Raw genomic sequence first — 19,182 nt, forward strand, 5'->3', positions numbered from 1 at the left:
ATGTGGATGCTATGGGGTCAAAGGATAGGTTTCATGAGGGATATGTCAATGGGATATACATGGCGACTGACGGAAGGATGGCTTTCGATTCGGTGCCATAAAAACGGCCGCTGTCAGAGATGACGAGCGGCCGTTTTTGTTTGAGCCAGGACGCTTACTCGGCTTTTTCTTCTGATGCTTCCAGCGACTCGCGATAAACGTCCAGCGCATCACCGAAGTCGGTGATGAACTGTGGCTCGCTCAGCCATGCCTGGGCGGCGTCGCGGTCCATGCCGTCGGCCCACATGCGGTAGTCGATCAGCATGTCGGCGGCCAGATGGGTGGCGGCCATGCCTTCGTCGTCGGCGTTTTCCATGTCCAGCAGTTCTGGGTGGTCGACGATGATAAAGGCGAGGTTCGTCAGCAACACCGAGAGCATTTCGCTGCGGCTGACGGCTTCGGCATCGCGCATTTTGCTGAACATCGCCAGGGTGTATTCCGGGATCGGCTCGGCGAGATGGCCGAGTTCGTCATCGTCCAGTGCAGCGGGTTTCCTGCCGTGGATATTGATCTGCTTGGCTTTGGCTTTTGCACGCTTGGCGCGTTTCTGTTGTTTGTTCAGGGAGGCCATGGGAACTCAGTTCGGTTTCTGTTGGGTTTGCGCGGCAATGGCGTCGGACGCCGCCACATAGTCGGCCTGGAAGGCCGGAGATTCAATCCACGCCAGGGCGCCGGCTTCGTCTGTTTCGGCCGACCATTGGCGATATTCGATCAGCGCGGCGAGGATGAAGTCCATCGCGCCTTCTTCGCCTTCCTGCTCGTACACCAGTTCCAGCAGCGGGTCTTCGAGGAAGGCGGTGCACATGGCTTGTTGGCTGATCTTTTCGGCGTCGATCATTTTCTTGAACAGTTCGGTCAGGTCAACCGACTCGAAGTCGATGCGATCGTCGTTCGGGTCCAGTTCGACCGGCGCAGCGGCCCGCTGGGTGCGGTTCTGCTTGGCCTTGGCCTTGGCGCGGGAGGCGCGTTTTTGCTGCTTGTTGGCGGAGGCCATGGGCGTCGTTCCGTATTCGTTGAAAGGGCAATTGACTTAGCTGCGCGGAACTCGCCGCCCAGGGGTATCGGGGGCCAGTTCGCCGTTTTGCAGCCAGGACAGTGCAATGGGCCATAGTGTGGCTTGGTATGCGCTGCGAAAAAAGGCGAAATGTCCGACTTCTTCTTCGCCGATGTCTTCGGGTGTGATGCGCAAATGGCTGTTTGTGCTGCCGGTGAAGTAGTTGAGCAAGCGTTCGATGGCCGGGACCGTGCCGTAGGGATCGTCGCTAATGCTGATGGCCAGGGTTTGCGCGGTGACACTGGCAAAGGGCAGTTGCCTGGAGGTTGTACTGATTGCGCGGCCGCTGGGGCGTTTTTCGTAACGGGCAGTGGAGACGCTCCAGTCACGGACCACGCCGGCAGGTGTGTCTTCCAGCCATCCGAGGCGTTTGCCCGGGAAGTAGCCATAGATCATCGTCACCAGCGGCATCAGCACATGCCACTTGCCGAACATCCGCCAGCGATGGGCAGGCGCATAGTCGCGCCAGTAGGCGAATTGCGCACCGACCGTCACCAGACGCCGGATCAGGCGCCCGGACGCCCCCAGGCCCGCTGCACAGCCGCCAAAGCTGTGGCCGACCACATCGATAGGCTGCCCGGGGAACTCACGCTGTACGCGCTTGAGCATCGCCTCGAAATCCAGCGCTCCCCAATCGGTCCACGAGGCTTGAAGTCCCTTGAGCGATGCCGGCCGCGACTCGCCGATGCCGCGGTAGTCATAGGTGATGACATCGAAGCCGTGGGCGAACAGGTAGTCGGCGAAGCGTGAGTAGTGGCGGCAACGGACCGAGGTGGCGGCGTTGATGATAACGACCGGGCGAGCGGCATCCTGAGAAGGGTGTCGCCAGGTGAAGCCACCGAGGACGAAGCCGTCTGCAGCGGTTTCCTTGAATGGTTCGCCGGACGCGACGCATTGCAATGGCAACTCGATTTGAGTTGGAACGAGTGAAGGCGTGTCCTGCAAATTCATCGGCGTCAGTCCTTTGCGGGTAGCTGCCAACGATAGACTTGATGCCGTTGATGAACAATCCATTCGCCTCAACGCAGTTGCTGATTGAGCAGTCGTTCTTCAAGTGCCGCCCGTTCCCGATCCAGTTCGTTACGGAGCTCCTCCTCACTCGGCAGGACGAGCTTGTACTTGCTGGCGAACAGTTGTTCGTTTCCTTCAAGCACCGAGTAACGCACCACGGATTCATCCTTTTGCGCACAGAGAATGATGCCGACAGTGGGGCCGTCTTCCACGCCGCGTTTCAGGTCGTCGTACATGCGCACGTACATGTCCATCTGCCCTACATCCTGATGGGTCAGTTCACCGCGCTTGATATCGAAGATGACGAAGCACTTGAGCAAGTAGTTGTAGAACACCAGATCGATGTAGAAGTCTTTGCTGTCGGTACTGATGCGTTGCTGGCGGGCAATGAACGCGAAGCCCTTGCCCAGCTCCAGCAAGAAGCCTTGCAGTTGTTCGATCAACGCTTGTTCGATCTCGCTTTCCTGAAGCTTGCCGGCATTGGGTAAACCCAAAAACTCCAGTACCACCGGATCACGGATGAAATCCCGAGGGCTGGCCTTCATGTTTTGAATGTGGGTGGCGGCCTCCTGCTTGACACTGCCGCGATCGCGGCTCGCCAGCAGGCGTTCGTAGTACAAGGTATTGATCTGGCGTTCCAGGGCGCGGCTTGACCAGTTTTGGGTGGCTGATTCGTTCATGTACCAGAGGCGAGCGCTGTCGTTGTCGACCCGAAGCAGGCGGCGGTAGTGGGTCCAGCTCAATTCGGAACGCACTGCGTTCCAAATTGGAAAAGTTTGATAAAAATCCCGCATATAACGCAGGTTGCGCTCGTCAAAACCTTTGCCGAAGTCGGCACTGAGCACTTTCGCCAAAGTGGCCAGTAAGCGTTTGCCATACCTCGCCCGCCGAGCCCCTTCCTGCTCGAACTCGACAATATGTCGGCCGATCTGCCAACAGGTTTGCACTTGAACGGTATCGACCGCCCGAAGCACCTTCTGACGTGCCTGATGGATCAATTTGCCAAGGTTGCCCAGCAGTGAAGCCAGATAGGGGTCGTGAGTGTCGTTGGGTGTGAGGGCTGTCATGAGGTCTTCCGCAGCAGATTGGACAGCGAAAGAGAATGACAAATGAGCACCCTTCGAAGATGTCGGGAGTTACTGAGAAACAGGCAGGAAATACCAGGTTCGCCGGCAGGACGGGTCTAAATCTGGGCGAGGGCGGAGGAACAAATAGCGTAGTACGTTTCGTACTCAGGCCAAATCAATCTAAAACCCCTCCCACCGACAGGAAATCCAAAGGATGTAACGATTGGGTTCTGTAGAGCCCGGGAGTCGTCATCATGAAATACCTCCATTCACTCCTGTTGCCCCTCACCGCCGTAGGCGTGCTGATGTCTCCAGCGATGTCACCCGCCACCAGCCTTGAGCCTATCGACAGCACGGGCGTGCAGGTGCAAAGCCAGGAGCAAAACGGCATCGCCTACCTGTCCGGCGGTATCGGTGAGGATGAGTCCAAGGCAATCCAGCAGACCACTGGTTACAACCTGCACATGACGTTTTCTGTCGGATCGGGGAATGAATACATTCCTGACGTGACCGTCGTTATTCAGAAAGCCCCAGGGCAAACCGTGCTGACGCTCAATAACGCCGGTCCTCTGGTTTACGTGAAACTGCCTGCCGGTAAATACACCGTCATTGCGACGCGCAACGGCGAAACACGGCATGACGTTGCCGATGTTGGCAACGGTGCAGCGCGTAACCTGGTTTTCCACTGGAATGATGCGAGTTAACGAGACGCTCTAAACCCTGAGTCCTGCGACTCAGGGTTGTTCGTTATTAACACCCGCGTACGTTTGGATGAGTGCAACGCGTAAAGGGTTGGTTTCTACGCTCAGCAGCTTGATGGCCAGGGCGCAGAGCAGCACTAACGGGTCGTCTGAAACAACGATAGGGGAAGAAGATTTTGAAAGTCCGAAAATACGAACCAAGGCCTAATGCCAGTCAGTTAAGCAATTTCAGCCGCGATACCCTTTGTAGCAGCTGCCGAGCCCGCGAGGCGGCGTTCGGCTGCGAAGCAGTCGTAAAATCAGTCATTGCGCTACGGCAGGCAGGCCGCGTCAGCTGGACTCACGACTGCTATGCAGCCGAACGCAGCCTCGCGGGCTCGGCAGCTGCTACGGATCGCATTACCGCTTAACTGACTGGCATTAGGGAGAGTGCCCGTCTTTAGCGTTTACGGCGCACCAGTAAGGCGCCTCTGTATGCGGGCCAAGCGCGAGGCTGGAGTGGGAACTCAGTTCTTTGATGTCTGGCTCGGCAGGGATTTTGGTCAGTCCACCACCCTTGAAGTTGGCCACCAGTATCAACAAGATCTGATTACGGGCGGCCAGGCAAAGGACCTCGTATCGATTCTCCAGGTATGTCAGGGCGGGCAGCTCCTCCTTCGATTCTGCACAGACTGAAGATCGGCATATGTCATCCGTTTCCGTTAAAGCATTCGGAGCGTTCTTACAGGCCAAAGACTGCCAGGCAGGGCTGATCTCCAATGCCTGAAGCTTTTCGGGATTCGACCCCGGCAACCGTTGCGGATGTGGCGACCAGGAGGTTGGGAATTGTCGCTTCGACGGTGACTGGACCAGTACCTAATCAAATCGCAGGCATAAAAAAACCCTGAATCTTGCGATTCAGGGTTTTCGGTATTTGGTGCCAGAGACGGAATCGAACAATTGGCTGTATAGCACGAATTTAAAGGGTTTTAGCGGTTGTGTTGCTTGAATCTACTCACAAATCTACTCTCTTTTTGAAAAGCGGCTCTGTTTTGACCATGCAGGCGATGGATGGCCGAACCGGGGCTGATTTACTCTGCCGATCCCCGACGAGCGGTAAACACTTTTGACGAAACCGCTAGACGTGCCAAGGCGTTGCTATCACCACCACCCCTTTGATGGATCAGTCCATAAATGGCCCGATTGTCTGGCTCCTCACTTTGAGGAGCCATCGCCACACTTTTGCGGCGATGGCGATGGCGATGGCGATGGCGATGGCGATGGTGCTGGCGCCATATGGCATTTCCACCACACTGAGGCGTTCTTGCCGGTACCTTGCTCCAGCGCTACCCCGGATCAGGGTAGTGGTCATTCATGGGGTGTTTTCGCAAACCGGCGTTCGGCCTCGATTCGAGGTGCCTTGGCACCGCTCCTCGGATTGATATTTTGAGGTTAGATTTGATGAGAGGTAGATCGATAGAGCAGGGCTGTTTAACGCGACTGTCCAATGACACACAAATAAATTAACCCATCATTGGAATAGTCAGGCAAGCTTCGGACCGGTCCACGGCACAAGGTCTGGGGAGGGGTCTACATAAAGCCGGGCTCGCTTAGCTAGCGCCTTACATCGATCATTAAGGACTTTATTTAGTTCAGGCCCTAGAGGGTTGCTGCTAAGTGCGGCTGGTTCAATGTGATCAATATGAACATGCCCATCAAAATCCTTTGGCTCGTCGACTACATTCGCCTGCAACTCGCGAATTTCTTGGGCAAAGATCGCCGCCATGCCGACATATTGATCTTCGGCAATTTCCTTTGACTTCGCCTTGCAGAAGTCGTCTCCAAATCCGGCATGCATCGCTGAAACAACTGCTTTGCCACCTGAGGGGCGAAAAGCCCCGTAAAGGAGCTCTCCTTTTTTATTGATCGTACCCTTCTTTAAGGTTCTGACTATTAGTTCATCGTCCGTGATGATTCTAGGCATACTGAGCAATCGCCCCGAAGCTGTTTACTGAATAGCTTGTTGGGCTCGTCACCGGTGATAGCGCGATCGGGGATAGATATGAATTTATAATTTCTCCCAACTGCTCCAAAGGTAGTCGGTTGCTTGCGCCCGCTAGTGGATAAAACGCACCTTCCAGATCTAGATAAAATGAAAAGTTGTCGTCTCCAATCTCAAGGTTGGCAGAGCCATTTTCTGTTTCCCAATCAAATGCGATGGTTCCGTTCGGCATCGCAGAGATCTCGGCATAAGGAGCCGCAGCGTAAATGGTCTGCGCAGCCGCTTTTGCAATGCTTATGATAAACGGCGATGGTGCTAGGGAGCCTTCATCAGCCCAGCCATCACGTAAAGAAGCAATATCATCGATTGTGGAGATGGCTTCGTTGATTTCGCTATATGCTTGTGCGGAGGTCTTATTGTATACAGGCCAACTCGCTCCCATGTAATAAACGCCAGCGCACGCGAGTACCGACGCCGACAAGGCAGTGCTTACAATTTCAGTGGAAAACGATAGAGTATCTAGCATATCAAACTCTCCTCGGCTTCATCTTGTCGGCGACGTTTTTAGTCATATCCAAAAATATTTTCTCGATAACGTCATGCGATGAATTTAATACATACATCAGCTGATCTTTGACGGGCGCAATGTTGGAGTGTGTACACCCAAGTTCAATAATTTGTATAGGAGACCCGTCTTTCAGTCCCTCAACTATGTTTACTTGGATTTTTGATTCGTCCCCAAGGCTTGAGCTGTAGTTAACATTAAAGAAGGTGTCGTTGCTTTCTTTAGTTGTTTCACTCAGTGCGGCTGGAACTTGAACTTGAAAGCCGAGACTTTTCAAAAAATCTACTTTAGTAGAGTTTTCAAGATAGTCTTCCCCAAAGCCGTTCACAAAACGAAGGCTCACAGACAAAAAATCGGTTGCTGCTTCATGGCCAGGTCGAGCAGAAATCAGCGCATCCAAGCCTTTTTCCATGAACTCATTAAAACTTTCCCACGACTGGTATGGCGCCAAAGCATTTGCGGTGAAAACACCTTGCCCAACCTGCAGAAGGTTTTGCTGCGATCGATCGTTCGACCGGAAGCGGTACACGACCTGACCAGGAATCACAGGAAAACCGGGCGGAATAATACGCTCTGCCCGCTGCAAACCTCTGGAGCCGCACTCTGCGCCAAAGTTCATGAAAAACTCTTCGTTTTGCGATGCTTCGAGATTGAATGCGAAATGCTGTGGCTGCTGGTTCAGCATAACCTGAGGCGGAAACGGCGTAGCCGCTCCCCATCTGATTTCCGCAATCACTTCAATTAATGGGGCATTGTCAAAAGTTATCGCCATGAGCTCACACGATCTTGATTAGGTGCAAAGAGAAATTGTCGAAGCGCTAGCAAAGTAGGTATCAGATGACGCCTGGCCTCAACCATTTCTGACGGCAGACCTCGGGCGTTGATTCGGCGTAAGCCGACTGGCCTGCCTCAATACCACGGGTAAACAATGCCATCGTAGCCTCCTAGCTGATAGATCGACGGATATAGGCAATGATTTCACCTTCCGTCAAGCTCGTCCCCGTACGATTTTTTGCATGCGGGATGGTATATGCAGATTACAGCCGAGTCTCTCGAAAAGGCAAATAGCCACGTACTATAAGCCTTGTACAAGGCTCCAAATTGGCTGATCTCTTCACTTGATATGCATTTGGACGATCCCGCCGAGTACTTTAGGCGGTACCGGCGACGCTCTGACCGTCTTGGCTGGCCAAAGTCCATGTATTACGGGCATCTCACCCACAGCGCACCGAGGCTCGCGAATTCATCTGGAAGGCTGTCTGGAATTCATCCTAACCTGTCAAAAGCTTCGTCAAAGCTGGTCAAGGATATCGGGAGCGCTTTTCTATGTACCTCAGTGGGCCGCAGCCTCCGAACGTCACCGTTGCGGGCCTCCGTTTTATGGACGTGGTAGCGATAGGTGCTGCTGCCCGATCAACTGCCACCCATGCTGGCCGTGGCACTTCGGCGGAGTCGGATAACCTGCCGCTGCGTCAACCGTCCAGAACCTGTCCAGAATCCGTCTGGGGTCTGTCGGGGGTATGAGACGGCAAAGCTCGGTTCTTCGACGGCCCCCGCATGGGTAACGCCTCAGACTCCGACCGGTAGCCGATTCGTTCAAACGGTGCGGGGATAGACGTTCACTAGGAGCCCGTACTCAGGGAATAAAACAGCGTAAAAACCTTCCGCCAGGACTAGCTTGGCAGTCACTTCCGCCGCGTCTTTGTAGCCAACTTTTTTGAGTTCACAAACAAGCTCGTCGGTAACTGCAACCAGTCGCCGCTCCAAACGCTCGAGGCGATCATGCTCGATATCCATTTGGATAACTGAGAATACATTGTGGCCTGACGTTACTGTTCCGCCGCCCAACGGGCCGTATGTGGTCCCATCCTTGGTAAGGAAAAAGGTATTGGCGCGTTTTTTTCGTAGAGCAGCTCGCTCCGCATCATTGAGCCTTTCTCCCCTCACTCCGTGCATAACCCAGCGAGCGACTGACTCCGGCCAGTTGCGGTGGACTGTCTCGACGACTTCGCTCTCTGTCCAGGCGCTATGGTTGAATACATTCACTGCATAGAAATGCTCATCCGTAACTCTGGCAAAAAGTAGAGGTCCTGTCCGACGCGCAAAGCCATTCTGTATCTCGGTGCCTAGGTGTAAGTGGAAGACCCCCCAATCGTTAAGCATCGGATCTGTTTCTTCCGGTTTATTAATCAGCTTGCTCAGATGCGGGGTAAGGTCCAGGCCCGCTTTCACCTTTTGCTGAATAAGGTTCCAACCATCTTGGTGTTCTAGCGGGCACTGAAAGGTATCGGACGCAAATAGCAGCCTGGGCCTCAGCGATAGTCTTCTCTGCTTTGCATTGAAATAGTGGACGGGCAGATCTTCTATTAGTCCTGATGTGTCCATTCCCCAGTCCTTGACCATTATTCCCCTGAGTGTGTCGTGCCAGTCAGCCTTGAAGTCCATGATCAATTTCATTGGGGCGTCCTCCGATTTGCGCGTGTTGATCCTACGCGCCCGTCGTTGTTTGTGAAGGGGTTGCAACCTCTCTGCGCGGGCTCCGCGGGTTTGTTCCGCAACTGACTAGGTTACCAGTGGAAACCACTGCAATATTGTGGAAACCACAGTGGAAACCAGCGCCCGGAAACCTCAACATTTCTCAACATGTGGGTCGCCTAAGATGGCGCCAGCAAAGCGGTATTGCGAACCGGAAATGCGTCCTGGGCACACCATGGATGCGTACCAACCTCTCTCGTATGAACTAGAGTCTGGCTACATTGAACAAGGAAGAAGCATGGATAAGACGATAGACATCGAAGCTCGCATGATCAGTTTCCTGGAAACACAGGATCATGTACGACCCTTGGATGGCCATGTCGACCAGCCAACGAACGTGAAAATGGCTGATTACCTGTTCTTTCACGGTCGAGCTGTAACTGAGCTGAAGACACTCAAGATTGATCCAAAAGAAAAGATTTTCAGCCAGGCTAAGCCGGCAATGGATTCAGATGACTTTCCGCTTATCTTTGGCGACTACGATCTGGACGCGGCTATCAAGGCGATGCCAGACGGCCAGGCGACCATAAATAGGATTTTCGCAAAGGCCACAACGGTGGTTGAAGGTGTTTGCCGCCAAGCACGAGATCAGATCGAATCGACTAAGAAGCACCTTGGCCTCGATCCAGAGACGCCAGGCATCTTACTCGTGCTGAACGAGGTCATTGAAAGCATCCCGGTCGCTCAGCTAGTCGATCGCTTTAACTTCTGGCTCGAAGGGGGCAGCGAGAAACGATCAGACCGATTTTCACAAATTGATTTCGTCGTGCTCATCCAGACGACTTATCGCGTCAAGGACCGGCAAGACCGAATGGTTCCTGCGTTCATTATTTACAATGAGTGCAACCCCCATCGCCACCATCTAGTAGAAAACGAAATACACGAGTTTATTGAGTCGTGGGCGCAGTCGCAGGAGCACCGCTACACCACCGCACAAAATGTCCAGACCCTAAAGTTCGAGCCTGACCAGCCCCCGGCACCTCCACCGCAAACTAGGCAAGAGCATATTGAGCATCGATACCGGCAAAATCGGTACCTTGAGGGACTGACGGAGGCTGAGTTCATACAGTACGGCTGTAAAGTCATGAGCCAGATGACCTCGATCGCTTTGATAGGTGGCCCCAAACAGTCAGAAGCAACAGCGATGTTGTACATGGATCAGTTCGCGGAGTTTCTCGAAGAGTGTCGATTGAGGAGTTTCGATCTGAAGAAGGTTACAAGCCGGATGCGGGCACGTCCTTGAACAGCCAGCCAATACGACGGTGCCAGGTTCGCGCGTTGATGGTTGCGAACCATTGGTGCGAACCTGCTGCCGGTACGCACCCAGAATGCGTACCAATTGTGCGTACCTGTCTGCGTACCGAAGCGCGAGCAGAGCAACGTCACTCTGCTGGCGCAGCTATCAGGTGTCCGCCGGTCATTTTTTGTATGGCGCGCTCGATTAACTCCTTGGCCAGCCTCAGGCTATGGCTTTTCAGTTCGTCGAGGTTGTCGTAAGTGGCGGTTTCTTCCAGCACTTGCCTATAGCTTTTCAGATCCAGCTCGATGCGCAAGCCGATGGGGAATGTGGGATCGCCTTCGCCCCAGCGGTATTGAATTTTGGCCGTCATCCCGTTCGGATGGATGTACTCCATCGGGTATGGTCGATCTTCAAAGCATTGCATAGGCGTCTCCCTGGGCTGGCCAGCTCTGTAGTCGAGACAAGAATAGATGATGGTACGCACACGCTGAACTGCGTGAATCGCTGCGCGAAACCTTGGCTAGGATGGTTTCGCGCATTGGCTAGGTGCGCGACGGAATGTGTGCGCAACACCGCGCGAAAGATTGCAAGGCGCCGCGTTTAACCATGCATGCTCCAGCCCGAGATGAACTTGGTGCGCTTCTAAGCTGGAGTCAGCGCAGCGGTCCAAGTGAAGTGACCCTACGCCGCATCTTGGCCGTTGACCATTTCAGCCCAAGTCGTGCGGCCCCCAAATCCTGGGGAAGCTGAACGGAAGCCATTAACGCGCCCAGGCCTCTCTTTCTCTGATGGGGGAAAAACGACGCTTAGCAAAAATTAGAAAGTTGCGGGCGTAGAGCTAGGCCACTCTTGAGCAGCAAATACGGGCCTTTTGTCGAAATATAGGTGCGTCTGTAGGTTGCTAACATCAGCAATCTGTTCACCTTCCACTTTCTTTAACTGGTCCTTAACCAAAGTTAACAACTTGAGGGCATAGGGTTAAGCCACTTTTGACCAGCAAATCCGGGTTTTTTGCCGAAAAATCTATACAGTTGTGACCGCCCTTTTTAATCAACAAAAACCGCTGACCCTAACAAACTGTTCATTTTTCCTTCACAACCTGCAAATGAGGGAAAGCCCCGGCCGTCTAAGTTGGGACACCACCAGCCCCTGCAATTGGCTCTGCGTCATATTCGCCACGCAATCCGGCACCTGTCGCACAGTAACGCCCCGTGGGTGCATAGCAGGCCCGACACGCCAAAACGTGTCCTCTCCGGGCGTAGCGCCACTCAGGCGTGGCGGTGGCGGCATTGGTGTATGTGCTTGCCTGTAATGGCGTGGTGCGCTCTACGCGATTGACCAGTACCGGGTGCGGACGATCCGGGACACGACTCGCCAAGGTCGTTTGTCGGCGCCAGCTATGGTCGGGGCATATGATCGAACAGGGTAGAAAGTAGGCTCATGGCACCAACTCGTCCGGATTACCTTTAATCAAATGTTCCACTGGTTTCAAAAACAGCGGCAACAGCGGCAACAATGGCAACAGCCCCGGAATATGCGGGCTTCAGACGTTGCCGACGCGGCAATTTTGTTGCCGCCGATTTTTTACCGGCAACAGTGATAACCAAAGTCGCAGTGAGGGCGCGCCCTTATATTGAAACGTAGGTGTGTGTTGCCAGTTGTTGCCACTTTTTTAATGGGGTGGCAACGGCTACAAGCCTCGTCCCGCAAGGCCGTTGCCAGTGTTGCCACTGTTGCCAGTTATTGTAGGTTTCTATGAACTCGGACAGTCCGAGTAAGTAGTGTTTGGGTGACGTTCATGCGCCGCCACCTTCCATGTCCATTGCTTCTTGATCGACGACATACAGACGATGTTGCCCGCCACCAGGCAGTCGGTAGTTCTTCGTATTCCGCCCGTTGTCACGACGCGCCAGAGCACCAGCCCCCTCTAGCGCTTTGATAACACGATTAAATCCGTACCCGTGCGCGGCCTCGATCAGTGCCGGTTTGTTGAATAGGTACAGCCGCCTCCCCATTGATAACTCCCAGAACCCGGCTCGGTTATGTACCTTGGTGTCGGGCGTTTGGTCGTTCACGTTGGAGAATCGGCTATCGCCGTGCCTGGCGATGAAGTCGCTAACGCTAGACAGGATTTGCCGGTCTTCGGCATTGCCACCGCCCACACGGCTCAACCACTCGCCATAGAGCAACTGGCAGTCAGCTATGGCGCTACCCTGCGTCCAAGGCAGCAGGCTGTAGGTGATAGCCATTTCACCCGCCAGCGCAATGACGGCGAAGCGATCCGCTACCCGTCCGGCTTGGGGGTTGTCCTCGATGAACTTGGCGCGGACACGGGCGAAATCGTCCAGCAGGCCGGGTCGGTCATCATTGGCGAGCAACTTTTCTACGAATGCTGATCCAATGTGCCCATGGTGCGCGCCGACAGCCACGGTCAGCATGCGGTGAAAATCCGCGCCTTCAAGCCCGTGTAATTCATCGAAGGCGCGGTGGGTGCGAGTACCGGCGTTCACGTCCACCATGCGCAACTCAGCGCCAGCATGGGCCGCATTGCCGCCGATGGCCGCGTGTTCGGACAATGACCGCTCGCCGCTGGATAGCGTCAGCAGGCGCCACGACAGTTTGGCCCGACCTTCACGCTCACGGGTCATGGTGCCTTTACCCTGGCCGTTCGCAAGTGAGTAGGCCATTTCCTGTACACGCTTGGGGTCGGCGCGCTTGATTTCGTCCAGGGGCAAAAGTGTGTCATTGCGTCCTGAGGCTTCAATCTCCAAACCGCCTTTGGTCATGTCCCACGACGCGGCGAATATTCTGGGGTCGCCCCACACTGACGAACCGATCAGTTGCGCCAGCGACTTGCCGCTGGAACTGTCGCCCACCAGGTGAACACCGCCACCTAATACGCCAACCAGGCTCAGCAACGGGCCAGCCAGTGCACAGCCGATAGCCAGGGTCAGTACCGGGTTGCCTTCGCACTTGGCGGCAACCTCAGTTTTCCACCGTTCCAGATCGCCGCGCACGTTGAATAGGTTCTGCCCCTTGCCGCTGGCCTGATAACGCACCTTGTCACTGCCAATGGTGCGGCCTGGCAACACGAATGCGCCCGACTCATGCCAGCCGGGGCGGCAGGTGGTGGCGAATACTTGGTCAGGTCGCTGGTCAAGTAGGTACTCCATGAAGGCGCCGCGCTTCTTGAGCGCAATAATCACGCCCATACCGAACAGTTGGCGCCTGGCGTCCTCGCCGCTGCCACCAAACACCTCCATTGGGATTATCCATTCCTTGATGCCGCTCTCAGTCACAAGGCGCAGTAAACGGCCTTCGTTTCCATCGTCGCTATTGGTCGTCCGGGCCACTACAGTCACGGGGCTGGCGATCCACTCGTCAGTGATGGGGCGGTCTATTTTGTCGTCGGTCTCATCATCGTGGGCCGTGCGCTTAAAACCATGCCAGTACACGCCGGGTCGCAGCTTGCGGCCTTTCTCATTAGTTACCCAGTGTTCATACACGCCCCAGCAAGGGCGCTCAGGTGCGATTTTCGGGGGTTCACACGTCAGAAACTTGCCAGAGATCTTTGCCGCTTGGCTTGCGGTAGTTTTCGCTGTGTTAGCCCCGTCAGTCGCCCCAGCCGTGCCGCCTAGATCAATCGTCTGGCCGGGTACGTTATTCGTTGGCATGGTCGGCTTCCCAGCGGTACAGATCGTTGAAGTCCGTCAGGGTGTCGGGCGCACTGTTCGGCCAGTTGGGAAACGCCACCAGTCCACCTACTGCAATGGCGGCGGCATTGGCGGCGGTGCGTCCTGGATTGCCTTCGGTGCGCCGGTCGTCGTCGCCCGCGATGATAATTTCGACGCTGTGGTATTCGGCTTTAAGCGCCAGCGCCACCGGCTTGAGGTTCACTGAGTTCATGCTGCACGCGACGGTGTAGCCGCTTTCGTGAAGCGTTGCGCCCGTGGCCCAACCCTCACAAATGCACAGTAGCTTGCCTGGCGTGATGCGACCCAGTGGTGAATAGGTGCCCTTCACCCGACCACCGGCCAAGAACCGCTTACTCCCGTCCCGGGCGATCCGTTGCAGGTTGACCAGCACGCCACCGGCATACAGCGGCACCAGTAATTCGTCACCACGCTGGCGCAAACCGTGGGGCCGTACACCTTTGGCAACCAGGTACGGGTGATCGGGGTCGGAATGGCGGGCGTTACTCCACCAACGCTGGGCAAGAGTTGCGGTATCTAGCTGGCGCTTGCGCTGCTCGGCTTCACGTTGCTGGCGGGTATGCTCGATCCGCAGGCGCACCTGTTCGGCTTCACGATAATCGACGGGGGTGCGACTGCTCCAGGCGCTGGAACCATTCGTTTTCCAACTGCCGAACGCCCCGGAAGCGATGCCGTCCAGATAAAGCACATACCAGCCATTGAGCGTTCCGGGTTTGTCGTCAGGGACGCGAAACCTATGAATGGCTCCGTCTGGCACTGGCAGGAAGTCGAGTGACCCAAATACTGACTGGAGCGCGTCACGGAAAAGGATCGTCGCGTCTGTCACATGGCCCCCTTACGATCAGAGCCAGCGAAGGCGCGCATTACGTGGCCGTTGTTCACCGCGTGGCGATGGACGAACTCGCCTACAAACTCGACAAGGCAAGCCGTCACCTGCGCCACAGCGCTGCGCGTAACTACGCGCCCGCACTCGGCGTCGACCTCGGTCATAAAGGGGCCGAGAAGTGCCTTGGGCACCTTGGGGTGGGTGACGTACCAGAGTTTGGTGATTTTCTTTGGGCAAGCCTTCGGCGTTCCCGCTTTTTTGCAGGTTGTTTTGATCATGGTGGTTATTCCGTTACGAGGCTTTCGGTGCTACTCGCTCCAGCGCCGTTAGGCAGACTGGAGTGCGTCACGAAAAAGAGTTGCTGCATCTGTCATTCACTTGCCTGCGAAGGATTAAGTCGTGCGATTAACGCCTCAAAGTTCTCGATGATTTCCGATAGCCAGCCTGCACGTCCAGGGCGCGAACAATGGTCATGTGGTCGTTGTAGCGCTTGAGTCGAACGGATAGAGCTGAGTCGGCGTGAAGGGCTCGCAATGCCAGGCGGCGGTGAGCAAGTGCGCGGATTCTGGATGGATTGAGGCCTAAGATGTATTGCATGGGTACAGCCCCCTTTGCGGGGGAGCCGCCACCTTCGTGACCAAACGAATGGAGGCGAACTGTATGCAGGTTGGTCAACCGGGGCAAAAGGAACCCGGCAGGCGCGAACGCCTCCCACATACAGCTGCCATAAGTCCAAACGACAGGCACAAAAAAAGTGCCTGCGTTTTTATGGGGCGCTTGTGTGCCTTTTACGTTATCGAGTGACCAAACCCGAGTCGCTGAATTTGCAGCGACGGGCGTACGATACGGGCGATGGGCGTACTTGGCAGCCGTCGGGAACAATTGAAAGTTGAGACAGGGTTTGCCCTCGACATTGTGCGAAGGCTCCGGGAGGTATTTATGATTAACGTCAAATCGAAAGTGTTGGACCCCGCGCAGTTCCTCAAGACTGACGAGGACATGGTTATTCACCTTGATGTTTGCATCGACGATGCGGGAGACAATGCGGCGCTTATCGCACAGGCGCTTGGCACTATTCTTCGTGCGAAGAGCATGAATCAACTGGCGCGTGACACCGGTATCGGGCTTGACGCGCTTTATAGTGCGCTGTCCGGTGATGAAAACATCAAGCTCACTACCGTCCTCAAAGTGGCGAAGGCCCTCGGCCTCCAGCTTGGCGCCTTCAGCCCCACTATTAAGGGAGAAGCCGTTTCGCCCAACCTCAGATTGAACCGACAATAAGCCTGAGTGGGTGAGGTTTTCGGCGTAATTTCCAATCATGCGTCCACCTCGGCTGGTAGGTGGGTGCTGAGGTAGTAAAGGGCCACTCCGTGATGCTTTTGGCCTTGGTCGTCAGTCAGAGTAAGGGTATGTTTCTGAATCTTGTGGCCCTGGTCTTTGAGTTCCTGAACCCGTGCAGCTGGATGCAGAATACTCAGCTCGCTACGTGCTGTAAGCGTGTCCACAGGCCCCATTTGGAGGCGCTTCAGAAAGCGAGAACATTGAGTGGTTTTGTTGCTAGTATCGCCGTGCGACTGGCTGCGTTTCTCTTCGGGGATCGTAGCCTTTTTCATTTCAGGCCGCCTCGCGGCTTTCTGCGATCCGCGCCTCACACCAGTCTAGTATTTCAGTCTTGATCCAAACAGCGGACTTCGGCCCAAGCATGACTTGCGCAGGGAAAGTGCCGGCAGCTATGCGCCGGTAGATCTCGGATGTGGAAAAGGTCGTCAAGAGCTTGACCTCTCCCAACTTGATAAAGAGGCATGCATGCTCTGCTGGTGTTGCGGTTTGCTCTGGTTGCTTTCGTGTAGCGTCGGTAGTGCGTGCCATGTTTTACGACCTCTTGGGCTGCGTTGGGAACATGGCTACGGATTAAATACACTAAAACGGGCAGTATCGAGGCGAGTTTCAAGAGGCGTAAGTTTCCGGAAAGTTTCAACCGTCAGAATTTTCCGAGACGTCTGGCGCTAGGGTTGTGGACTCGATGGCGGCCAGTGCTTGAAGCTCTGACAGGTCGTCCATCAGGCTGATGGCTATGGGGGCAAGGGTCTTTCGTAGGTTCTCTTCGCCAGTGTCATTCCTATTTATTGCTTTGGACATAACGTGGCCAGGGATGTGATATTTTTTCTCCATCGCCCATATGCGCAAGTCAAGGTACGGTAGCAGTCCAGAGCGTGCCCAGCGGTCGTAGAACTTGCTTTGCTTGTGGGGGATGCCAGACGAATTTTTTCTTGCCTCTTTTAGCCATAGCGCAAATGCTTTTTTCAGCACGGTATCAGTTGCGTTTAAATCTACAAATGTTGCAAATCCGTTTTGCCCCAAGCTTCCTACTAATACTGGCTCGGTTGGACATTCACCAAGTTCGGAGGCCGCCAGTATTTTCCAGCGATTTGCTTGGCAGAGATTGCCGATGCCTTCTGAAGCCTCCCATTGGTCTGTTAGAAGTTGCGCCGTTAAGTCCTGAAGGGACAGTCCTCTGACTGGCTTTATAGATAAGTCTTTTCTGTAATCTTGCGCTCTACACTCCGCGTATAGAGTTTCATAGCTGGCGGTCTGGACCGCAAAAGTCTTGATTGGTTGAGATCGCAGGTGCTCTAGCGATTTCCGGACCATTCTATGGAATATCGGGTCACCAATGAAAAAAGATGACTCGTCCTTCCCCTCTCGCTCCATCATTGCGTAAAGGTCATAAAACTCCTTGCGATGACTTAGCTGGATAAACCAGCCTGCCGCGTCCAGATCATTCGCCTTGCTGTATTTTTCTAAATTGAACCATTCCGGAAGTTGGGTGGTTTCTTTAATTTTGATCATGCTTGTGGTAGTCCGTGAGCTCAAATTCTGAAAAATTGTCGGTCAGAAAATGGCAAATCTGATTTTCGACATTCAGTCAAAGTCGCTAAGCCTTCTGCTTGATGCTCACTACATTAGCTCCAGCGCATAGGGCGTCTATTGAGTCGGCCCAGGCCTGCATCATTTCTCGTCGCTGCTCGACATAGGCGGCATGGTTGTAGGTACCGCGTATCTCGTCGCTGTCGCCGTGAGCGAGCTGGCGCTCAATCCAATCCTTGTTGTACCCGCGCCCGTTCAACTCGGTACTGAGCAAGTGGCGGAAGCCATGGCCTGTCTGGCGCCCCTCGTACCCCATCAGACGAAGCGCTTTGTTGACGGTGTTCTCGCTCATGGGGCGTTCAGGGTTGGCGCCAGCAAAAACGAGTGCATAGCGCCCAGTGATTTCTTGGAGCTGGTGCAGGATCGCAACGGCCTGGCGGGGCAGGGGGACGACATGAGGGCGGCGGGCTTTCATGCGTACGGCGGGTATCGTCCAGACGGCGGCGTCTAGATCGAACTCTGTCCAAGGTGCTTGGCGAAGTTCACCAGGGCGAACGGCTGTCAGCGCCAGTAGGCGAATGGCGTGCCGGGTCAGGGCGTGGATGTTTGCGGCTTCGCACTTGCCCAGCAGCTCGGGCAGTTCGGCAAAGGTGATGTGCGGGTGATGGCGAGCGGCTTTGGCTGGCGCGGCGACCACGTTTAAGTCGGTGGCTGGATTGACCTCTACGACGCCCTTTGCCAGGCCGTACCGGAATATCTGGTGTAACCACTGGCGAATCTTGCCAGCGGCATTGAGCGTGCCTCTTGCCTCTACCGTGCGCACCAGTTCAACCAGCTCGGGCCGGGTAATGGCTTTTATCGGGCGTGCGCCGATGCCGGGGATGATGTCGTTATCCAGATACAGCTTAGCTTTGTAGGTGGTGCTTTCTGCCCAGCGTGGAGCGTTGTAGGCAAACCACTCTCGCGCCAGCGTCTCGAAAGTTAGCCCCTCGACCTTCTGAGCCTGTTTGGCGGCTTTTTTCTGCTCGCCGGGGTCAACGCCATCGATGAGCATCTGGCGGGCTTCATCGCGGGTCTGACGAGCTTTGAGCAGGGTGATGGATGGGTATGCGCCAATTGCCAGCATCTTTGCGTTGCCGTTGAAGCGGTATCGATAGCGCCATAGCTTGGAGCCAGTCGTGGTTACTTCAAGGCATAAGCCGTTGGCGTCGGTCAGCCTGTAGAGCTTGTCCTTCGGCTTGGCGGTACGGATGGTGGTATCTGACAGTGGCACGCAGCCTCCTTGTAGGCCGCACCGAGTGGGCTTATTGCCACCGAGGTGTGAGTAGATTTCTAGACCGAACTGGATCTACTCACGAATCTACTCACATATGTTTGGGCTTACAAGGGAACGGTTGGGAACCGTAGAAAGCAAAAAGCCCGCACGAGGCGGGCTTTTTGTGTGCTTTCAGGTGTGCTTGGCATCACCTGAAAACGAAAGGTGGTGCCCAGAGACGGAATCGAACCGCCGACACGGGGATTTTCAATCCCCTGCTCTACCGACTGAGCTATCTGGGCAACGGGGCGCATTAAACGGGTTTTT

20 protein-coding genes, 1 tRNA gene and 1 pseudogene are annotated in these 19,182 nt (G+C 55.0%); 3 read left to right on the plus strand and 19 right to left on the minus strand.

Translation table 11 applies throughout. From position 1 onward, the window contains the following. Positions 1–154 precede the first annotated feature (154 nt). From AC07XF_RS05280 to AC07XF_RS05295, 4 genes are all read right to left on the minus strand, one after another. The gene (locus tag AC07XF_RS05280; RefSeq protein ID WP_495025672.1) at positions 155–610 is read right to left on the minus strand and encodes a hypothetical protein; all 456 of its coding nucleotides are present in this window, start codon (positions 608–610) and stop codon (positions 155–157) included. A gap of 6 nt (positions 611–616) precedes the next feature. Next, positions 617–1,033 carry a hypothetical protein gene (locus AC07XF_RS05285; RefSeq protein ID WP_007995339.1) on the minus strand — a complete coding sequence of 139 codons (417 nt, stop codon included), beginning with the start codon at positions 1,031–1,033 and terminating at the stop codon, positions 617–619. A 36-nt stretch (positions 1,034–1,069) separates the two neighbouring features. Then, positions 1,070–2,044 (minus strand): alpha/beta hydrolase family protein, encoded by a 975-nt coding sequence (locus tag AC07XF_RS05290; protein WP_495025673.1) that lies wholly within the window; start codon positions 2,042–2,044, stop codon positions 1,070–1,072. A gap of 68 nt (positions 2,045–2,112) precedes the next feature. Next, positions 2,113–3,171, minus strand: a complete 1,059-nt coding sequence (locus AC07XF_RS05295; protein WP_495025674.1) for a PDDEXK nuclease domain-containing protein — start codon at positions 3,169–3,171, stop codon at positions 2,113–2,115. Between the two features lie 254 nt (positions 3,172–3,425). On the opposite strand from AC07XF_RS05295, the gene AC07XF_RS05300 reads away from it, so the two are divergent. Beyond that, positions 3,426–3,875 (plus strand): carboxypeptidase regulatory-like domain-containing protein, encoded by a 450-nt coding sequence (locus AC07XF_RS05300; RefSeq protein ID WP_495025675.1) that lies wholly within the window; start codon positions 3,426–3,428, stop codon positions 3,873–3,875. 420 nt (positions 3,876–4,295) lie between these two features. Here the strand turns inward: AC07XF_RS05300 and AC07XF_RS05305 are convergent. The 6 genes and pseudogenes from AC07XF_RS05305 to AC07XF_RS05330 all read right to left on the minus strand — a co-directional run. Beyond that, positions 4,296–4,523 (minus strand): annotated as a pseudogene (locus tag AC07XF_RS05305) (hypothetical protein); the annotation flags it as partial. 511 nt (positions 4,524–5,034) lie between these two features. After that, the gene (locus AC07XF_RS05310; RefSeq protein ID WP_495025676.1) at positions 5,035–5,223 is read right to left on the minus strand and encodes a hypothetical protein; all 189 of its coding nucleotides are present in this window, start codon (positions 5,221–5,223) and stop codon (positions 5,035–5,037) included. 171 nt (positions 5,224–5,394) lie between these two features. Next, a complete protein-coding gene (locus AC07XF_RS05315) occupies positions 5,395–5,835 on the minus strand; it encodes a hypothetical protein (protein ID WP_495025677.1) in 441 nt (146 codons plus the stop codon). Next, positions 5,828–6,379, minus strand: coding sequence for a hypothetical protein (locus tag AC07XF_RS05320; protein ID WP_495025678.1), 552 nt, complete (start codon positions 6,377–6,379; stop codon positions 5,828–5,830). Before AC07XF_RS05320 ends, AC07XF_RS05315 begins: the two co-directional genes overlap by 8 nt. A 1-nt stretch (position 6,380) precedes the next feature. Continuing rightward, on the minus strand, positions 6,381–7,190 hold the full coding sequence (locus AC07XF_RS05325) for a TIGR04255 family protein (protein ID WP_495025679.1): 810 nt from the start codon (positions 7,188–7,190) through the stop codon (positions 6,381–6,383). An 824-nt stretch (positions 7,191–8,014) separates the two neighbouring features. Continuing rightward, positions 8,015–8,875, minus strand: coding sequence for a hypothetical protein (locus AC07XF_RS05330; protein WP_495025680.1), 861 nt, complete (start codon positions 8,873–8,875; stop codon positions 8,015–8,017). Between the two features lie 316 nt (positions 8,876–9,191). Between AC07XF_RS05330 and AC07XF_RS05335 the strand changes: the two genes are divergently transcribed. Beyond that, positions 9,192–10,196 carry a hypothetical protein gene (locus AC07XF_RS05335; RefSeq protein ID WP_495025681.1) on the plus strand — a complete coding sequence of 335 codons (1,005 nt, stop codon included), beginning with the start codon at positions 9,192–9,194 and terminating at the stop codon, positions 10,194–10,196. Positions 10,197–10,335: 139 nt separating this feature from the next. Here AC07XF_RS05335 and AC07XF_RS05340 read toward each other — a convergent pair whose 3' ends face one another. The 4 genes from AC07XF_RS05340 to AC07XF_RS05355 all read right to left on the minus strand — a co-directional run bounded on the left by AC07XF_RS05340 (position 10,336) and on the right by AC07XF_RS05355 (position 15,010). Then, a complete protein-coding gene (locus AC07XF_RS05340; protein WP_495025682.1) occupies positions 10,336–10,617 on the minus strand; it encodes a hypothetical protein in 282 nt (93 codons plus the stop codon). A gap of 1,372 nt (positions 10,618–11,989) precedes the next feature. Next, positions 11,990–13,867 (minus strand): DUF927 domain-containing protein, encoded by a 1,878-nt coding sequence (locus AC07XF_RS05345; protein WP_495025683.1) that lies wholly within the window; start codon positions 13,865–13,867, stop codon positions 11,990–11,992. Beyond that, on the minus strand, positions 13,854–14,732 hold the full coding sequence (locus AC07XF_RS05350) for a toprim domain-containing protein (protein WP_495025684.1): 879 nt from the start codon (positions 14,730–14,732) through the stop codon (positions 13,854–13,856). Before AC07XF_RS05350 ends, AC07XF_RS05345 begins: the two co-directional genes overlap by 14 nt. Further along, positions 14,729–15,010 carry a hypothetical protein gene (locus AC07XF_RS05355; protein WP_495025685.1) on the minus strand — a complete coding sequence of 94 codons (282 nt, stop codon included), beginning with the start codon at positions 15,008–15,010 and terminating at the stop codon, positions 14,729–14,731. Before AC07XF_RS05355 ends, AC07XF_RS05350 begins: the two co-directional genes overlap by 4 nt. A gap of 661 nt (positions 15,011–15,671) precedes the next feature. Between AC07XF_RS05355 and AC07XF_RS05360 the strand changes: the two genes are divergently transcribed. Next, positions 15,672–16,013: an addiction module antidote protein gene (locus AC07XF_RS05360; RefSeq protein ID WP_495025686.1), complete on the plus strand. Its 342-nt coding sequence runs from the start codon at positions 15,672–15,674 to the stop codon at positions 16,011–16,013. Between the two features lie 35 nt (positions 16,014–16,048). Here AC07XF_RS05360 and AC07XF_RS05365 read toward each other — a convergent pair whose 3' ends face one another. From AC07XF_RS05365 to AC07XF_RS05385, 5 genes are all read right to left on the minus strand, one after another. Beyond that, entirely contained in the window at positions 16,049–16,345 is a 297-nt protein-coding gene (locus AC07XF_RS05365; RefSeq protein ID WP_495025687.1) for a helix-turn-helix domain-containing protein, read from the minus strand. A gap of 1 nt (position 16,346) precedes the next feature. Further along, positions 16,347–16,601, minus strand: a complete 255-nt coding sequence (locus tag AC07XF_RS05370; protein WP_495025688.1) for a helix-turn-helix transcriptional regulator — start codon at positions 16,599–16,601, stop codon at positions 16,347–16,349. 105 nt (positions 16,602–16,706) lie between these two features. Then, positions 16,707–17,582: a DUF6387 family protein gene (locus AC07XF_RS05375; RefSeq protein WP_495025689.1), complete on the minus strand. Its 876-nt coding sequence runs from the start codon at positions 17,580–17,582 to the stop codon at positions 16,707–16,709. 85 nt (positions 17,583–17,667) lie between these two features. Beyond that, positions 17,668–18,873, minus strand: a complete 1,206-nt coding sequence (locus AC07XF_RS05380; RefSeq protein ID WP_495025690.1) for a tyrosine-type recombinase/integrase — start codon at positions 18,871–18,873, stop codon at positions 17,668–17,670. A gap of 208 nt (positions 18,874–19,081) precedes the next feature. Continuing rightward, positions 19,082–19,157, minus strand: a tRNA-Phe gene (locus tag AC07XF_RS05385). Between the last annotated feature and the right edge of the window lie 25 nt (positions 19,158–19,182).

The organism is Pseudomonas sp. GW821-FHT01C01 (assembly GCF_059422645.1).

Excerpts from the sequence above, each read along its gene's own strand:
- AC07XF_RS05280 (WP_495025672.1), bottom strand. The coding sequence starts at position 610 with ATGGCCTCCCTGAACAAACAACAGAAACGCGCCAAGCGTGCAAAAGCC.
- AC07XF_RS05285 (WP_007995339.1), bottom strand. The coding sequence starts at position 1,033 with ATGGCCTCCGCCAACAAGCAGCAAAAACGCGCCTCCCGCGCCAAGGCC.
- AC07XF_RS05290 (WP_495025673.1), bottom strand. The coding sequence starts at position 2,044 with ATGAATTTGCAGGACACGCCTTCACTCGTTCCAACTCAAATCGAGTTG.
- AC07XF_RS05295 (WP_495025674.1), bottom strand. The coding sequence starts at position 3,171 with ATGACAGCCCTCACACCCAACGACACTCACGACCCCTATCTGGCTTCA.
- AC07XF_RS05300 (WP_495025675.1), top strand. The coding sequence starts at position 3,426 with ATGAAATACCTCCATTCACTCCTGTTGCCCCTCACCGCCGTAGGCGTG.
- AC07XF_RS05310 (WP_495025676.1), bottom strand. The coding sequence starts at position 5,223 with ATGACCACTACCCTGATCCGGGGTAGCGCTGGAGCAAGGTACCGGCAA.
- AC07XF_RS05315 (WP_495025677.1), bottom strand. The coding sequence starts at position 5,835 with ATGCCTAGAATCATCACGGACGATGAACTAATAGTCAGAACCTTAAAG.
- AC07XF_RS05320 (WP_495025678.1), bottom strand. The coding sequence starts at position 6,379 with ATGCTAGATACTCTATCGTTTTCCACTGAAATTGTAAGCACTGCCTTG.
- AC07XF_RS05325 (WP_495025679.1), bottom strand. The coding sequence starts at position 7,190 with ATGGCGATAACTTTTGACAATGCCCCATTAATTGAAGTGATTGCGGAA.
- AC07XF_RS05330 (WP_495025680.1), bottom strand. The coding sequence starts at position 8,875 with ATGAAATTGATCATGGACTTCAAGGCTGACTGGCACGACACACTCAGG.
- AC07XF_RS05335 (WP_495025681.1), top strand. The coding sequence starts at position 9,192 with ATGGATAAGACGATAGACATCGAAGCTCGCATGATCAGTTTCCTGGAA.
- AC07XF_RS05340 (WP_495025682.1), bottom strand. The coding sequence starts at position 10,617 with ATGCAATGCTTTGAAGATCGACCATACCCGATGGAGTACATCCATCCG.
- AC07XF_RS05345 (WP_495025683.1), bottom strand. The coding sequence starts at position 13,867 with ATGCCAACGAATAACGTACCCGGCCAGACGATTGATCTAGGCGGCACG.
- AC07XF_RS05355 (WP_495025685.1), bottom strand. The coding sequence starts at position 15,010 with ATGATCAAAACAACCTGCAAAAAAGCGGGAACGCCGAAGGCTTGCCCA.
- AC07XF_RS05360 (WP_495025686.1), top strand. The coding sequence starts at position 15,672 with ATGATTAACGTCAAATCGAAAGTGTTGGACCCCGCGCAGTTCCTCAAG.
- AC07XF_RS05365 (WP_495025687.1), bottom strand. The coding sequence starts at position 16,345 with ATGAAAAAGGCTACGATCCCCGAAGAGAAACGCAGCCAGTCGCACGGC.
- AC07XF_RS05370 (WP_495025688.1), bottom strand. The coding sequence starts at position 16,601 with ATGGCACGCACTACCGACGCTACACGAAAGCAACCAGAGCAAACCGCA.
- AC07XF_RS05375 (WP_495025689.1), bottom strand. The coding sequence starts at position 17,582 with ATGATCAAAATTAAAGAAACCACCCAACTTCCGGAATGGTTCAATTTA.